The sequence below is a fragment of the Pseudomonas sp. FP2300 genome (assembly GCF_030687595.1).
In the GTDB taxonomy this organism is placed as follows: domain Bacteria; phylum Pseudomonadota; class Gammaproteobacteria; order Pseudomonadales; family Pseudomonadaceae; genus Aquipseudomonas; species Aquipseudomonas bijieensis.
The window spans coordinates 440,724-455,237 of sequence record NZ_CP117440.1; the positions used below are offsets into that span (position 1 = coordinate 440,724).

Below are 14,514 nucleotides of genomic sequence, written 5' to 3' on the forward strand. Positions count from 1 at the left end.
CAGATCGGCTCTCATTTCTTCAAGCCGTTGTGCCCGATTGCCCCTCCTCGAGTCGCGCTCGCTCGCGATCCAGCTCTTTGCGCAGCTCTTCTTCCGTGGGGAGCACCAGTTGGTATTGGCTGGCGAACAGTTGTTCATTGCCTTGCAATACGGAGTAACGCACCACTGATTCGTCTTTCCGGGAACAGAGAATGATGCCGACGGTGGGTTTGTCATCAGGACCGCGTTTCAGCTCGTCGTAGAGGCGCACGTACATGTCCATCTGCCCAATGTCCTGATGGCTCAGTTCGCCACGCTTGAGGTCGACGATCACGAAGCACTTGAGCAGGTAGTTATAGAAGACCAGGTCGAGGTAGAAGTCTTTGCTTTCGGTGCTGATGCGTTGCTGACGGGCGATGAAGGCGAAGCCCTTGCCCAGTTCGAGAAGGAAACCCTGTAGCTGGTCGATCAAGGCCTGCTCCAGTTCCGTTTCCAGTAGCGCGCCGGCATTGGGCAGGCCGAGGAATTCCAGGACCACCGGATCCCTGACGATATCCCGGGGGCCGAGGTTCATCTCCTTGATATGGGTGGTGGCTTCCTGCTCCACCGCCGGCCTGTCGCGGCTTGCCAGCAGGCGTTCGTAATAGAAACTGCCGATCTGGCGTTCCAGGGCGCGGGTGGACCAGTTTTGCGTTGCGGCTTCGTTCATATACCAATGGCGTGCAGGAGTATTTTCGACACGCAGCAATACTCGATAGTGGGTCCAACTCAATTCGTGACGCAGTGCGTCACACATTGGAAATGCTTGATAAAAAAGTCGCATGTAGCGCAGATTCGAGGCATCGAATCCCTTCCCGAACCGTGCCGTCAGCACTTTAGCCAACGATGGCAACAACCGTGCCCCGTAAGCCGCCCGTTCGGCGCCACCCTGTTCGAACTCGATGATATGCCGGCCGATCTGCCAGCAGGTTTGTACCTGGAGCGTATCGACGGCTCGCAGGACCTTCTGGCGTGCCTGGCGAATCAACTCGCCGAGTTCGTTGATCAAGGGGGCGAGCTGTGGGTCATCTTGGGGCAGCAGTGGCGTCATCGCAGTGTCCAGCCATTGAGAAGGGGCGGACCGCAAGGATGCTCCGGGCGGTGTTTCGATGATGCCGGACGGGGCTGATTGCTTGGGAGGAAAAATAGCGGATTGATGCAGGACGGGGATGACGCCGCCCCGTCTTGGTTGACCCCGGTTTGTAGGAACTATCCCCGCAGGGCGTCATCCACCGCGGCCCCGGCCAGACAGTCAGTCCTGGCCTTGCGTCAGCGCCTGGGATGCAGCCACATAATCGGCCTGGAATTGCTTGCTTTCCACCCAATCCAGCGCGGTCTGCTCATCCACGCCCGTGGTCAGACGGCGGTATTCGATCAGTGCGGTAAAGATGAAGTCGGTCGCTTCTTCCTCACCTTCCTGCTCCAGCACCAGCGCCAGCAGGGGATGGGCCAGGAACGCTTCGCACATCGCCTTCTGGCTGATCTTTTCGGCGGCACTCATGAGTTGGAACAGCTCCGTCAGGTCCACGGTTTCCAGATCGATGCGCTCGTCGTTCGGGTCCAGGAAATCGTTTGGCGCAGCAGCACGCTGAGTGCGGTTCTGCTTGGCTTTCGCCTTGGCGCGCTGGCTGCGCTTGTGCTGTTTGTTCGCCGATGACATGGTCGGATTCCTGATGGATAAGGCCATCTATCCTACAGCTTCAACGCGCACGCTTCGAATCTCAATCCACTATGAAGAGCGTCGCCCCCGATGAAGTGGAGGATCGATGAGGCTCGGCCTGGTCGGCGACTTGATAGCTCATGCCGGGCTTGAGCAAAAATTGCCGACCGTCTTCGAGCTCAGTATGGAGCTCGCCCTTGAGGCAAAACAGGATGTGACCCTTGGTGCACCAATGGTCGGCCAGATACCCGGCGGTGTACTCCACCATGCGTACCCGAATATCCCCGAATTGCCGCGTGCGCCAATAGGCGGTTCCGGTGACGCCTTTGTGTTCGGTGGGCTCGATGGTTGACCAGTCGGTGGTGCCAAAGGGGATACCGGTGATGTCCATGTCGACTCGCTTGCTGGAGGGGAGCGGACGAATGTAGCTGAGTCGACAATGTGCAGGAAGAAAATCCCACGCAATAAAAAACCCCGATCAATTTCTTGATCGGGGTTTTCGGTATTTGGTGCCCAGAGACGGAATCGAACCGCCGACACGGGGATTTTCAATCCCCTGCTCTACCGACTGAGCTATCTGGGCAACGGGGCGCATTAAACGGGTTTTTCAGGGGGGCGTCAAGCACGTTATCAAAAAATATTTAATTATTACCGTCGCTTACGATCCACCCCCGCGCTGAACAGCTTATTCGGACGGCGGCACGTAGCCTTCGGCCTTGGCGTAATCTTCACCGGAAAAGTACTTGTCCATCTCGCCTTGAAGGTATTTGCGATCTTCAGCGTTCATCATGTTCAGGCGTTTTTCATTGATCAGCAGGGTCTGGTGTTTCTGCCAGTCGGCCCAGGCCTTGGCCGAGACGTGGTCAAAGATGTCCTGGCCCTTGGCTCCCGGGAACGGCGCGCGCTCCAGGCCTTCGAGTTCTTCTTTGTACTTGCGGCACATGATGGTGCGGGTCATTGCAACTCTCCTGCGTTCATTACGGCGGCCGCGCGTTCGAGCAAGGTTTTGACCGGGGCGGCAAGGCCCAGGCGCGGCGGGGTGGCGAGGTTATACCAGAGCCAGTCGGCCTCGGCCACGTGATGGCCGGTTTCCCGGACCCGGACCAGCCAGGGATCGATCGCCAACTGGAAGTGGCTGAAGGTGTGCACCAGGCCTGGCATTTGCTGTTGGCTACCCAATTCCAGCGAGTGTTGCAGGGCCAGGTGTTGCAGGTCGTCGAGATCGTCGAGTTCCGGCAGGCTCCACAGCCCGCCCCACAACCCTGTGGAAGGGCGGCGGTAAAGCAGGATCGCGCCCTCGTGGTTGGCCAACATTGGCATCAAGGTACGCTTCTTGGGCACTTCCTTGCGTGGCTTGGGAATGGGGTAGCGGGTTTCCAGGCCCAGCATGTGGGCTTCGCAGCCTTGCTTCAGCGGGCAGAGCAGGCAACTGGGCTTGCTGCGGGTACAAAGGGTGGCGCCCAGGTCCATCATCGCCTGGGTGTAGGCGTTGACGCGGTCCTGTGGCGTGAAGCGCTCGGCGGTGGCCCACAGCTGTTTCGCTACCTTGGGCTCGCCCGGATAGCCTTCCTGAGCGGTGAAACGCGCCAGCACCCGTTTGACGTTGCCATCGAGGATCGGTGCCCGCAGGCCCATGCTGATACTGGCGATGGCGCCAGCGGTGGACAGGCCGATGCCCGGCAACTCGGTGAGTTTTTCCACGTCCCGGGGAAACTCCCCACCGTATTGGTCGACAACGATTTTCGCGGTTTTCTGCAAATTGCGCGCGCGGGTGTAATAGCCCAGCCCGGTCCACAGGTGCAGCACTTCGTCCTCCGGCGCGGCGGCCAGGGCTTGGACGGTGGGCAGCGCGGCCATGAACCGGTCGAAGTAGTTGAGCACGGTACTGACCTGGGTCTGCTGCAACATGATTTCCGAGACCCACACCCGATAGGGCGTGATGTCCTGCTGCCAGGGCAGATCATGGCGCCCGTGGCGGTCGAACCAGTCCAGGACGGCGGTGGAAAACTGCTCGGCTCTCATCGCTTGAACAGCCCCTTGAGTGCGTCTTTCAGCTCCGGACTGACCTTGTCGCCCAGCTTCTCATCGATCTTGTCGCCGAGCCGGTCGCCGGCCAGTTTCGCCGCGACCTTGCCCAGCCCGTCGTTGTCCAGGCGGCAGGCCTTCGCCCCGAGCTCCAGTGGGCCACGGCAGCGCAATGGCCATTCAACGTCGACGTAGCGTTCGTTGACCTGGCAGGCCGGGTCGGGCATGTCGCTCTTGTCGCCCTCGACGATGACGCCGACGCGGTAATCCATGCCCAACACCCGCAGGTCGATATCGCCGTTGCCATTGACGGTCATGCCGGGGATGCGGACTTTCAGGTCCGGGTTGTTGGCAACGCCATTGTTGAAGGTGAGATTGCCGTTGAGTTGCTGGAACGGCGTGTCCTTGCCCCGCGGTTCGCCGCTGAGGGTCTTGCGATTGAGGGTGGCGATGCCTTTGCATAATTGCTGTTCGAGGTTGGCATTGAGCAGTACGCCATCGTTGATGACGAACCCGGCGTTGCCGTTGAGACTGTCGATCAGGGCCTTCTGGCTATTACCGCTGGCGGTGATCGCACTGTTGACGGTGACCAGGCCTTTGACCGGCGGATTCTTGCCTTGGCTTTCGATGATCTTCTCGGCAGGGACCCGGTTGATGCGTGTTTGCAGGCTCAACTGTGGCGTAGGCTGGCGCACGTCCAGGGTGCCCTTGGTTTCGAAGTTGCCGCTGTACAGATCGCCGCGCAGGTTCTCCAGGGTCAGCAGGCCGCCCAGGCCGGTGGCCTTGAGTGCAGCGTTCTGGATCGGCAGTTTATCGAGGGTCAGTTGCCCGAAGGTCAGGTCGGCATCGAGGTCCAGCTTGCTCAGGCGCTCCACCGGGAACAGCCGATCATTACTCCAGGCCCCCTGAGTCGGAGAGCTCGGCAGCGGTGTGCTGCCGGCACCGGCCATGGCGCTGACCTCGGTGTTGCTGACTTCGGCCTCGCGGGCGGCCTTGGAACTGTCGGCTTCGGCGGACTTTGGCGGCAGGTAACGGTCGACGTTGAACGTGTCGGCCTTGAGCTGCACGCGCAAGGCCTGTTTGGCAAAGTCTTCCACGGCGATGCGACCGTTGAAGCTGCTGTCATCGATCTTCAGGTTGATGTTGTTGAGTTCGACGCTGGTCGGCGTGCCGGCAATGCGGCTGACCAGTTCGACCTTGCTCAGGCTGCCTTCGGCCATGGCCGGGAGTGTCTGGCCGACGCTGTCGACGAACTTCGCCAGATCGAACTGGGCGATCGACACACCGCCATTCAATTGCGGGGTCTTGTCGAGGTCGTTGACTTTCAGTTCACCCAGGGCGCGCAGTTGATTGAGCGACAGTTTGATACCGGTCCACTCGGCGACGTTTGCCGCCTTGTCCAGGAACAGTTGGCCTTGGGCGGCGAAGTTCAGGGTTTTGCCCTGCAAGGGATCGCCCGTGGCTTCGCCGGACAGTTTCAGGTCCTCGAACTTGTAGCGTTGCAGGGCGCGTTCGAAACGCAGTTCACCCGTCACTTCGGTGCGTACACGTACGGCTGGCTGATTGCTGGACAGGAAGGCGGTCAGGGTGACCGGGATATTGGTGGAGTCGTGGACCGGGCCGGTGCTCAGTTGGATGCTCTCGGCCGTGAACAGCTTGCCGGTCCGCTCGTCGGTGTATTCGACGCGGGCGTTGTTCACGGTCAGGCTGTCGATGTCCAGGCGGGTTGGCTGGGCCGGTTTTTCCGCCGGGGTGCTGGCGGGCGAAGTCGGTTGCTCGGTCGGCACCGGTGCCGGGGCGTTCGCCGTCGTCGTGGAGGCTGGCACCTTGCCGATGTCTTCCCAGTTACCGTGACCGTTCTTGTCACGGTTGAGCCGCAGGTTCAGGCCTTCGACCCGCACATCGCTCATTTGTACTTCCCGGCGCAGCAGCGGTATCACCCGTACCGAAAGACCGAGCATCTGCAGGTCGGCGAAAGGTTGGGTAGGACTGGCCAAGGTAGCGACGCTGGCGTCGTGCAACTCAAGGCCCAGCCATGGAAACAGGCTCCAGCCGATGTCGCCATTGAGGGTCAGCTCGATGTGGGCCTTGTCGCGGGCTATCTGGCGGATCTCTTCTTTGTAGTCGTTGGGATCGAACAGGTGGGTCAGGGCAAAGCCCAGGGCCACAATGATCAGCAACAGCCCGAGAAGTACCAGACCCAGGATTTTGCCGAACGCTTTCATGGGCGAATCCTTGTAGGTTGAGTTCAAAATTTAGCCGGGAGTATAACGCCCTGAGTTGGTGGCGCGTTGGCGGATCGTTCTCCTGCCAGGCTGCCGAACATAGACCTGTGGCGAGGGGATTTATCCCCGCAGGGTTGCGAAGCAACACTGATATCAGCAAAGACAATCACAACCTGATGGATCGAAGCGTTTGGTTTCGAGGCCACTTCGTGCACCCAAGCGGGCTGGTGCGACGTTTCGCTAAATCCCTTCGCCACAGAGAGGGGGCTCAACTCCTGAAAAAATAAATCGTTAGTCCCCTACAGAAAGCGAGCAAGTGTGCGATAAGACAGATGGCACGAAAAAGGTGATATCACTTTGGTTTTTCTGCCGCGAGCAAATGGTAACCTTTGCCCGTTCGTCCGCCCTTCTGCGACTTGATGTCGCACACTATGGAGCTTCACCAGAAAATACAGCCATGCCTGCGTGCAATGAAGGCTGAGGGTGATGCGTGGCTGGCGAACCATTCCAATAACTGGGGGATACACAATGAGCACGAGCATCACGGCGGGCGGCATCGCCGACCAGCCAGCGTTCCTCTCCAAGGAACGCATCATCGCCAAGCCCGGTTTCAACCGGTGGCTGGTTCCACCGGCCGCACTGGCCATTCACCTGTGCATCGGCATGGCCTACGGCTTTTCGGTGTTCTGGTTGCCACTGTCCAAAGCCTTGGGTATCTCCAAGCCTGTGGCCTGTGCACCGGACATGAGCTTCATCTCGCAAGTCTTTTCGTCCCAATGTGACTGGCCGATCTCGATGCTCGGTTGGATCTACACCCTGTTCTTCATCTTCCTGGGTTGCTCGGCAGCCATCTGGGGCGGCTGGCTGGAACACGCCGGGCCGCGCAAGGCCGGTGTTGTCTCGGCATTGTGCTGGTGCGGTGGCCTGCTGATTTCCGCGTTGGGCATCTATACCCACCAGATCTGGCTGATGTGGGTCGGTTCCGGGGTGATCGGTGGTATCGGTCTGGGCCTGGGCTACATCTCCCCGGTATCGACCCTGATCAAGTGGTTCCCGGACAAGCGTGGCATGGCCACCGGCATGGCGATCATGGGCTTCGGCGGTGGTGCGATGGTCGGTGCACCGCTGGCCGCAGCGCTGATGAGCCATTTCGCCTCGCCGACTGGCGTGGGCGTATGGCAGAGCTTCCTGGTCATGGCCGCGATCTACTTCGTGTTCATGATCGGTGGCGCCTTGTCGTACCGCGTTCCGCCGACTGGCTGGAAGCCTGAAGGCTGGACCCCGGCACCGAAGAAAGCCGCGAACGCGATGATCACCCATCGCCACGTTCACGTGAACGTTGCCTGGAAAACCCCGCAGTTCCGCCTGGTCTGGTTGGTGCTGTGCCTGAACGTATCCGCCGGTATCGGCATCCTCGGCATGGCTTCGCCACTGCTGCAGGAAGTGTTCGGCGGCAAGTTGCTCGGCAATGACCTGCCGTTCGGCCAGCTGGACGCTACGCAACTGGGTCAGATCGCGGCTATCGCCGCCGGTTTCACCGGTCTGCTGAGCCTGTTCAACATTGGTGGCCGGTTCTTCTGGGCATCCTTCTCGGATTACCTGGGTCGTAAAAACACCTATTTCGTGTTCTTCGCCCTGGGCTTTGCCCTGTACGCGCTGATCCCGAACCTGGGGCACCTGGGTAGCGTCGCGCTGTTCGTGGCGGCGTTCTGCATCATCCTGTCGATGTACGGCGGCGGTTTCGCCACCGTGCCGGCCTACCTGGCGGACCTGTTCGGTACGCAAATGGTCGGCGCGATCCACGGTCGCCTGTTGACCGCATGGGCTGCGGCGGGCGTGCTGGGTCCGGTGCTGGTGAACTACCTGCGTGAATATCAACTGAGCATCGGCGTTGAACGCGCCGCGGCCTATGACATCACTTTGTACATCCTCTCCGGTCTGTTGGTGCTGGGCTTCCTGTGCAACCTGCTGGTCCGTCCGGTCGCCGACAAGTACTTCATGACCGACGCTGAACTGGCCGCCGAACAGGCGCTGGGCCATGACAAGGGCGCAGACAGCACCACTTCGCTGGAGTGGAAAGCCGCGCCAGGCACCAAGCCCCTGGCGGTCGCTGCCTGGCTGGTGGTGGGCATTCCGTTGGCGTGGGGTGTGTGGGTGACCCTGCAGAAGACGGCGGTGTTGTTCCGCTAAGACCGTTGCCCTGACCCATTGGGTAAGGGCAACCCATGTGGGAGCGAGCCTGCTCGCGATGAGGGCGTGTCAGTCGACATCATTGTCTTCTGATGCACCGCTATCGCGAGCAGGCTCGCTCCCACATTTGTTTTGTGTGTAGGCGAAAGCTTGTATGGACATGTCTATCGCCGACAACCCGTCAGGGATATCACCTCCCGTGTTTCTGTTTGCCGCTCGCGCGCCTATAATGGCTGCCTTTTTCGCCCAATGATTTTGCGGAGCTGGTGATGGCCGAACGTAAGGCGTCTGTCGAGCGCGACACTCTGGAAACCCAGATCAAAGCCTCGATCAACCTGGATGGCACCGGAAAGGCCCGGTTTGATATCGGCGTGCCTTTTCTTGAGCACATGCTGGACCAGATCGCCCGTCACGGGCTGATCGACCTGGACATCGTCAGCAAGGGCGACCTGCATATCGACGACCACCATACGGTGGAAGACGTCGGTATCACCCTGGGCCAGGCCTTTACCAAGGCCATCGGCGACAAGAAGGGCATCCGTCGCTACGGCCATGCCTACGTGCCGCTCGATGAAGCGCTGTCGCGTGTGGTCATCGACTTCTCCGGCCGCCCGGGCCTGCAGATGCATGTGCCGTATACCCGTGCCACCGTCGGCGGCTTCGACGTTGACCTGTTCCAGGAGTTCTTCCAGGGCTTCGTCAACCACGCCAACGTGACCCTGCACATCGACAACCTGCGCGGGCACAACACCCACCACCAGATCGAAACCGTGTTCAAGGCTTTCGGCCGCGCGCTGCGCATGGCCGTGGAGCTCGATGACCGCATGGCCGGCCAGATGCCTTCCACCAAGGGCGTGCTGTAATGCAGACGGTCGCGGTTATCGACTATGGCATGGGCAACCTGCACTCGGTGGCCAAGGCCCTCGAGCACGTGGGGGCCGGCAAGGTGCTGATCACCAGCGATGCCGATGTGATTCGCGAAGCCGACCGGGTGGTCTTCCCCGGCGTCGGTGCGATTCGCGATTGCATGGCCGAGATTCGTCGCCTGGGCTTCGACAAGCTGGTGCATGAAGTCAGCCAGGACCGTCCGTTCCTTGGTATTTGCGTGGGCATGCAAGCCTTGCTCGAACACAGCGAAGAGAACGACGGTGTCGATTGCATCAACATGTTCCCAGGCCAGGTGAAGTTTTTTGGCAAGGGTCTGCATGAAGACGGCGAGCACCTGAAAGTCCCGCACATGGGCTGGAACGAAGTGAAGCAGACAGTGGATCACCCGCTGTGGCACAACATTCCGGACCTGGCGCGCTTCTACTTCGTGCACAGCTACTACATCGCGGCCGGCAATGCGCGGCAGGTAGTGGGCAGCGGTCACTATGGCGTCGATTTCGCCGCGGCCCTGGCCGATGGTTCGCGCTTCGCCGTGCAGTTCCACCCGGAGAAGAGCCATACCCATGGCCTGCAACTGCTGCAGAACTTCGCCGCGTGGGACGGGCGCTGGTAATGGTCCGCAAGAAACCGCCGATCCTCACCCTCACGCCCGAGCAGGAGGGTGAAGCGAACCGCAAGATCCAGCGGTTCATGGAGGAGCGTTTCGAACTGGACCTGGGTTCGTTCGAAGCGGCGGAAATTCTTGACCTGTTTACCCGCGAAATTGCGCCGCACTATTACAACAGGGCGATTTTCGATGTGCAGACGCACCTTAAAGAAAGGTTCGAAAGCATTGAAAGCGACTTGTGGGCGCTCGAGAAGAATTGATTTTCGAGCCAAGCTGAATATTCGTATTTGAAGGTTTGCCAGATGCTGATTATCCCCGCTATCGATCTCAAGGACGGCGCTTGCGTACGTCTGCGTCAGGGCCGCATGGAAGACTCCACGGTGTTCTCCGATGACCCGGTGAGCATGGCCGCCAAGTGGGTGGAGGGCGGCTGCCGTCGCCTGCATCTGGTTGACCTGAACGGCGCTTTCGAAGGGCAGCCGGTGAACGGTGAAGTGGTCACGGCCATCGCCAAGCGCTACCCGAACCTGCCGATCCAGATCGGCGGCGGCATTCGCTCGCTGGAAACCATCGAGCACTATGTCAAGGCTGGTGTGAGCTACGTGATCATCGGCACCAAGGCCGTCAAGGAACCGGAGTTCGTCGCCGAAGCCTGCCGCGCCTTCCCGGGCAAGGTCATCGTTGGCCTCGACGCCAAGGACGGTTTTGTTGCCACCGACGGCTGGGCGCAAGTCAGCAGCGTGCAGGTGATCGACCTGGCCAAGCGTTTCGAGGCTGACGGCGTGTCCGCCATCGTTTATACCGACATCGCCAAAGACGGCATGATGCAGGGCTGCAACGTCCCGTTCACCGCCGCCCTGGCCGCCGCCACGAAGATCCCGGTGATCGCTTCCGGCGGTATCCATAACCTGGGCGACATCAAGGCGCTGCTCGACGCCAAGGCGCCGGGCATCATCGGCGCGATCACCGGTCGCGCGATCTACGAAGGCACCCTGGACGTCGCCGAGGCCCAGGCCTTCTGCGACTCCTACAAAGGCTGAGGACTCACCATGGCGCTGGCCAAACGCATCATCCCTTGCCTGGACGTGGACAACGGTCGGGTGGTCAAGGGCGTGAAGTTCGAGAACATCCGTGACGCCGGCGACCCGGTGGAAATCGCCCGTCGCTACGACGAACAGGGTGCGGACGAGATTACCTTCCTCGACATCACGGCCAGCGTCGATGGCCGCGATACCACCTTGCACACTGTCGAGCGCATGGCCAGCCAGGTGTTCATCCCGCTGACCGTGGGCGGTGGCGTGCGCACCGTGCAGGACATCCGCAACCTGCTCAACGCCGGTGCGGACAAGGTGTCCATCAACACCGCGGCGGTGTTCAACCCGGAATTCGTTGGCGAAGCGGCCCAGCACTTCGGCTCGCAATGCATCGTCGTGGCCATCGATGCCAAGAAGGTCTCCGGCCCGGGCGAAACTCCGCGCTGGGAAATCTTCACCCACGGCGGTCGTAAACCCACGGGCCTCGACGCCGTTGAATGGGCGAAGAAGATGGAAGGCCTGGGAGCCGGTGAAATCCTGCTGACCAGCATGGACCAGGACGGCATGAAAAACGGCTTCGACCTCGGAGTCACCCGCGCCATCAGCGATGCCCTGGGCATCCCGGTCATCGCCTCCGGCGGCGTCGGCAACCTGCAACACCTGGCTGACGGCATCCTCGAAGGCCACGCCAGTGCAGTACTGGCGGCGAGCATCTTCCACTTCGGCGAATACACCGTGCCGGAAGCCAAGGCCTATATGGCGCATCGCGGTATCTGCATTCGCTGATCGCTGGACACCATGGCGGGCCCAAGGCACTCTTGGGCACACCATGGATTGCGGTAGCCCGACATGCTCAAACGTCTCGTTCTTGCCTTTGCCGGCGTCACGTTGCTACTTGCAGGTACCGCCCGCGCCGCCGATACGTCATTGGTATTGCTGACGGAAAACTTCCCGCCGTACAACATGGCCAAGAACGGCAAGAACTTCGCCCAGGACGAGAACATCAACGGCATTGCCGTGGACATCGTCCGCGAAATATTCAAGCGCGCCGACATCTCCTATAGCCTGACGCTACGTTTCCCTTGGGAGCGAATCTACAAACTCGCCTTGGAAAACCCTGGCTATGGCGTGTTTGTCATGGCGCGATTGCCGGAGCGCGAAAAGCTTTTCAAATGGGTCGGCCCCATCGGCCCGGATGATTGGATCATGCTCGCCAAGGCTGACAGCAAGATCGCCCTCGACTCGCTGGAACAGGCGCGCCAATACAGGATTGGCGCCTACAAGGGCGACGCGATTGCCGAGACATTGGCCAAGCAGGGCCTGAAGCCGATTGTGGTATTGCGCGATCAGGACAACGCCAGAAAACTGCTGAGCGGCCAGATCGACCTGTGGGCCACCGGAGATCCTGCCGGGCGTTACCTGGCGCGCCAGGAAGGCGTGAACGACCTCAAGACCGTACTGCGATTCAACAGTGCCGAGCTGTACCTGGCGTTGAATAAAAACGTGCCTGACGACGTGGTTGCCCGGCTGCAAGCGGCCCTGGACCAGCTGCGTAAGGAAGGTGCGGTGGATGCGATCCTGGCGCGGTATCTCTGAGCGCTGTACCCGACCGTACCACCGCATCGCGGGCAGGTTCGCTCCCACAGGCTTGGCGGTGGAACTGACTTCTGTAGGCGCCCGGAAATCTGTGGGAGCGAGCCTGCTCGCGATGGCGGTGTCGCGGTTTGAGATGGCGCTCAGCCGCTACCGATAAACCCCATCTTTCCCATGCCCGACCATCGCGCGATTACTGCGCAGGCTGATCATCGACTTGATGTCGATCCATTCGATGCCCTCGGCCTTGAGCCGAGGTAGTTCGCGTTCGAGCACTGCGAGGGTCTGCGGGTAGGGATGCCCAATCATTACTGCCGAACCCTGCCGACGGGCGAGTTCAATGGCCACCTGAAGCTGGTGGGCAATGGCGGCTTCGGTACGCTCGTCATCCAGGAACACATCCCGCGAGACACTGGCGAGGCCAATCTTCTGCGCCTCGGCGGCGGCGACAGTCTGGGCGCTGGTGCGGCTGTCGACGAAAAACTTGTGGCGCTGTTGCAAATTCGCCATCAACCACGCCATGGCCTGGGGTTGGGCAGTCATGCGGCTGCCCATGTGGTTGTTGATCCCGCTGGTGTAGGGCACGGCGGCGAATGCGGCGTCCAGGCGTTTGCCGAGTTCTTCGATGGGCAGTTCCGGATGCCAGGCGAACGGCCCTGTGGCCGGATCCATGGGCATGTGCAGCATGACCAGTTTGCCGGCGCGATGGGCCTCGCGGGCGAATTCGGCGGCGTGGGGCGTGTCCGGCATGATCGCGGCGGTGACGGGGCCGGGGAGGGCCAGTACCCGGCGATCCCGAGGCAGGTTTTGCCCCAGGTCGTCGATGATCAGGCTCAGGTACGCCTTGTGCGGCGAGGAGGATGTGGCGGGAGCCGCATTAACGGCCCCTGCCAGCAGGCACAGCAGGACGAAGGTGAAACGCAGGCCCATCTCAGCGGCCGGACGTGATGTTCAATCCTTTGAGCAGGCTCAGGGCCTGGGCCAACTGATAGTCGTCATCCTGGGGCATTGGCTTGGCCTTGGCGCCGGAGCCGGTCGGTTTGTCGGCGCCACCGTTGCCATTGCCCAGGTGACCTTGCAGGTCGGCTTCCTTGAAGTATTCGCTGTCCTGCTCGTTGGTGATCTTGGCCTTGCGCACCTCGATGTCCGGGACGATGCCCTGGGCCTGGATGGAGCGGCCGTTGGGCGTGAAGTACAGCGCGGTGGTGATCTTCAGGGCGCGGTCGTTGTTCAGTGGCAACACGGTCTGCACCGAGCCCTTGCCGAAACTGGTGGTGCCCATGACCACGCCACGCTTCTGGTCCTGCAGGGCGCCGGCGACGATTTCCGAGGCCGAGGCGCTGCCGCCGTTGATCAGCACTACCAGTGGCACGGCTTCGCTCAAGTCGTTGCCGGTGGCCGAGAAGCGCAGCTCGGAATTGGCGATACGGCCCTTGGTGTAGACGATCAGGCCCTTGGTGATGAAGTGATCGACCACTTCCACCGCCGATTGCAGTACGCCGCCGGGGTTGTTGCGCAGGTCCAGGACCAGCCCGTTGAGCTTCTTGCCGTTGTCCTTGCGCATCTTGGCCAGGGCCTTGGCGACTTCTTCGCCGGTCTTGACCTGGAACTGGGTGATGCGGATGTAACCGTAGCCCGACTCCAGCAACTGGCTCTTCACGCTCTTGACCTGGATAACCGCGCGGGTCAGGGTCACATCGAACGGTGTGCCGCCATCGCGCACCAGGGTCAGGGTGATCTTCTGGCCGATCTTGCCGCGCATCTTGTCCACGGCTTCGGTCATGCTCTGGCCGCGGGTCGGCTGGCCGTTGATCTTGACGATGAAGTCTCCGGCCTGGATGCCGGCCTTGGATGCAGGGGTGTCGTCGATCGGCGAGACCACCTTGACGAAGCCGTCTTCGCTGCCGACCTCGATACCCAGGCCACCGAACTCGCCGCTGGTGCTTTCCTGCAGCTCGGCAAAGTCTTCTGGCCCCAGGTAGGCCGAATGCGGGTCAAGGTTGCTGAGCATGCCTTTGATGGCGTTCTCCAGCAGCACCTTGTCATCCACCGGTTCCACATAGGCGGCCTTGATCCGGTCCATGACCTCGGCAAAGGTGCGCAGTTCGTCCAGCGGCAGCGGGGCCTTGGTGGTCGCGGCCGTGCTGGCTGGCGCCAACGGGGCCGGGTCGGCGGCAAAAGCCAGGGGCGCACCGATCACGAGGGCGATCGCCAGGGCCAGCGAGGTAAGGCGGGACAAATGCAGCATGTCGAACGAACTCCTTAATAGGATGG

At 61.1% G+C, this 14,514-nt stretch carries 15 protein-coding genes and 1 tRNA gene; 7 read left to right on the plus strand and 9 right to left on the minus strand.

Features of this window, described 5'->3' with window-relative positions:
- Positions 1 to 19 precede the first annotated feature (19 nt).
- The 7 genes from PSH86_RS01885 to PSH86_RS01915 all read right to left on the minus strand — a co-directional run bounded on the left by PSH86_RS01885 (position 20) and on the right by PSH86_RS01915 (position 5,928).
- Positions 20 to 1,069 carry a YhcG family protein gene (locus PSH86_RS01885; RefSeq protein WP_109751972.1) on the minus strand — a complete coding sequence of 350 codons (1,050 nt, stop codon included), beginning with the start codon at positions 1,067 to 1,069 and terminating at the stop codon, positions 20 to 22.
- A gap of 201 nt (positions 1,070 to 1,270) precedes the next feature.
- Positions 1,271 to 1,678 carry a hypothetical protein gene (locus PSH86_RS01890; protein ID WP_109751973.1) on the minus strand — a complete coding sequence of 136 codons (408 nt, stop codon included), beginning with the start codon at positions 1,676 to 1,678 and terminating at the stop codon, positions 1,271 to 1,273.
- A 61-nt stretch (positions 1,679 to 1,739) separates the two neighbouring features.
- Positions 1,740 to 2,069 carry a DHCW motif cupin fold protein gene (locus PSH86_RS01895; RefSeq protein ID WP_109751974.1) on the minus strand — a complete coding sequence of 110 codons (330 nt, stop codon included), beginning with the start codon at positions 2,067 to 2,069 and terminating at the stop codon, positions 1,740 to 1,742.
- Between the two features lie 116 nt (positions 2,070 to 2,185).
- Positions 2,186 to 2,261 (minus strand) — tRNA-Phe (locus PSH86_RS01900).
- Between the two features lie 102 nt (positions 2,262 to 2,363).
- Complete coding sequence (locus PSH86_RS01905) at positions 2,364 to 2,636, minus strand: oxidative damage protection protein (protein ID WP_109751975.1); 273 nt, start codon at positions 2,634 to 2,636, stop codon at positions 2,364 to 2,366.
- Positions 2,633 to 3,700 (minus strand): A/G-specific adenine glycosylase, encoded by a 1,068-nt coding sequence (gene mutY, locus PSH86_RS01910; protein ID WP_109751976.1) that lies wholly within the window; start codon positions 3,698 to 3,700, stop codon positions 2,633 to 2,635. Before mutY ends, PSH86_RS01905 begins: the two co-directional genes overlap by 4 nt.
- On the minus strand, positions 3,697 to 5,928 hold the full coding sequence (locus PSH86_RS01915; protein WP_109751977.1) for an AsmA family protein: 2,232 nt from the start codon (positions 5,926 to 5,928) through the stop codon (positions 3,697 to 3,699). Before PSH86_RS01915 ends, mutY begins: the two co-directional genes overlap by 4 nt.
- Positions 5,929 to 6,456: 528 nt before the next feature.
- Here PSH86_RS01915 and PSH86_RS01920 point away from each other — a divergent pair.
- The 7 genes from PSH86_RS01920 (at position 6,457) to PSH86_RS01950 (ending at position 12,243) form a co-directional block, all read left to right on the plus strand.
- The gene (locus PSH86_RS01920; RefSeq protein WP_109751978.1) at positions 6,457 to 8,118 is read left to right on the plus strand and encodes an OFA family MFS transporter; all 1,662 of its coding nucleotides are present in this window, start codon (positions 6,457 to 6,459) and stop codon (positions 8,116 to 8,118) included.
- Positions 8,119 to 8,387: 269 nt separating this feature from the next.
- Positions 8,388 to 8,981, plus strand: a complete 594-nt coding sequence (gene hisB, locus PSH86_RS01925; protein WP_003186751.1) for an imidazoleglycerol-phosphate dehydratase HisB — start codon at positions 8,388 to 8,390, stop codon at positions 8,979 to 8,981.
- Entirely contained in the window at positions 8,981 to 9,619 is a 639-nt protein-coding gene (hisH, locus tag PSH86_RS01930; RefSeq protein WP_305487412.1) for an imidazole glycerol phosphate synthase subunit HisH, read from the plus strand. The genes hisB and hisH overlap by 1 nt, the downstream gene beginning before the upstream one ends.
- A complete protein-coding gene (locus tag PSH86_RS01935; RefSeq protein WP_305487414.1) occupies positions 9,619 to 9,873 on the plus strand; it encodes a DUF2164 domain-containing protein in 255 nt (84 codons plus the stop codon). Before hisH ends, PSH86_RS01935 begins: the two co-directional genes overlap by 1 nt.
- Positions 9,874 to 9,915: 42 nt before the next feature.
- Positions 9,916 to 10,653 carry a 1-(5-phosphoribosyl)-5-[(5-phosphoribosylamino)methylideneamino]imidazole-4-carboxamide isomerase gene (gene hisA / locus PSH86_RS01940; RefSeq protein ID WP_134922465.1) on the plus strand — a complete coding sequence of 246 codons (738 nt, stop codon included), beginning with the start codon at positions 9,916 to 9,918 and terminating at the stop codon, positions 10,651 to 10,653.
- 9 nt (positions 10,654 to 10,662) lie between these two features.
- Positions 10,663 to 11,433, plus strand: a complete 771-nt coding sequence (hisF, locus tag PSH86_RS01945) for an imidazole glycerol phosphate synthase subunit HisF (RefSeq protein ID WP_003196830.1) — start codon at positions 10,663 to 10,665, stop codon at positions 11,431 to 11,433.
- 63 nt (positions 11,434 to 11,496) lie between these two features.
- Complete coding sequence (locus PSH86_RS01950) at positions 11,497 to 12,243, plus strand: ABC transporter substrate-binding protein (RefSeq protein ID WP_109751981.1); 747 nt, start codon at positions 11,497 to 11,499, stop codon at positions 12,241 to 12,243.
- Between the two features lie 147 nt (positions 12,244 to 12,390).
- Here PSH86_RS01950 and PSH86_RS01955 read toward each other — a convergent pair whose 3' ends face one another.
- Both PSH86_RS01955 and PSH86_RS01960 read right to left on the minus strand, forming a co-directional pair.
- Positions 12,391 to 13,170, minus strand: coding sequence for a divergent polysaccharide deacetylase family protein (locus PSH86_RS01955; protein ID WP_116833962.1), 780 nt, complete (start codon positions 13,168 to 13,170; stop codon positions 12,391 to 12,393).
- Position 13,171: 1 nt separating this feature from the next.
- Positions 13,172 to 14,488 carry a S41 family peptidase gene (locus tag PSH86_RS01960; RefSeq protein WP_109751983.1) on the minus strand — a complete coding sequence of 439 codons (1,317 nt, stop codon included), beginning with the start codon at positions 14,486 to 14,488 and terminating at the stop codon, positions 13,172 to 13,174.
- Positions 14,489 to 14,514 lie beyond the last annotated feature (26 nt).

Bases quoted from the DNA above. Each gene is read 5' to 3' on its own strand.
- PSH86_RS01885 (WP_109751972.1), bottom strand. From the start codon at position 1,069: ATGACGCCACTGCTGCCCCAAGATGACCCACAGCTCGCCCCCTTGATC.
- PSH86_RS01890 (WP_109751973.1), bottom strand. From the start codon at position 1,678: ATGTCATCGGCGAACAAACAGCACAAGCGCAGCCAGCGCGCCAAGGCG.
- PSH86_RS01895 (WP_109751974.1), bottom strand. From the start codon at position 2,069: ATGGACATCACCGGTATCCCCTTTGGCACCACCGACTGGTCAACCATC.
- PSH86_RS01905 (WP_109751975.1), bottom strand. From the start codon at position 2,636: ATGACCCGCACCATCATGTGCCGCAAGTACAAAGAAGAACTCGAAGGC.
- mutY (WP_109751976.1), bottom strand. From the start codon at position 3,700: ATGAGAGCCGAGCAGTTTTCCACCGCCGTCCTGGACTGGTTCGACCGC.
- PSH86_RS01915 (WP_109751977.1), bottom strand. From the start codon at position 5,928: ATGAAAGCGTTCGGCAAAATCCTGGGTCTGGTACTTCTCGGGCTGTTG.
- PSH86_RS01920 (WP_109751978.1), top strand. From the start codon at position 6,457: ATGAGCACGAGCATCACGGCGGGCGGCATCGCCGACCAGCCAGCGTTC.
- hisB (WP_003186751.1), top strand. From the start codon at position 8,388: ATGGCCGAACGTAAGGCGTCTGTCGAGCGCGACACTCTGGAAACCCAG.
- hisH (WP_305487412.1), top strand. From the start codon at position 8,981: ATGCAGACGGTCGCGGTTATCGACTATGGCATGGGCAACCTGCACTCG.
- PSH86_RS01935 (WP_305487414.1), top strand. From the start codon at position 9,619: ATGGTCCGCAAGAAACCGCCGATCCTCACCCTCACGCCCGAGCAGGAG.
- hisA (WP_134922465.1), top strand. From the start codon at position 9,916: ATGCTGATTATCCCCGCTATCGATCTCAAGGACGGCGCTTGCGTACGT.
- hisF (WP_003196830.1), top strand. From the start codon at position 10,663: ATGGCGCTGGCCAAACGCATCATCCCTTGCCTGGACGTGGACAACGGT.
- PSH86_RS01950 (WP_109751981.1), top strand. From the start codon at position 11,497: ATGCTCAAACGTCTCGTTCTTGCCTTTGCCGGCGTCACGTTGCTACTT.
- PSH86_RS01955 (WP_116833962.1), bottom strand. From the start codon at position 13,170: ATGGGCCTGCGTTTCACCTTCGTCCTGCTGTGCCTGCTGGCAGGGGCC.
- PSH86_RS01960 (WP_109751983.1), bottom strand. From the start codon at position 14,488: ATGCTGCATTTGTCCCGCCTTACCTCGCTGGCCCTGGCGATCGCCCTC.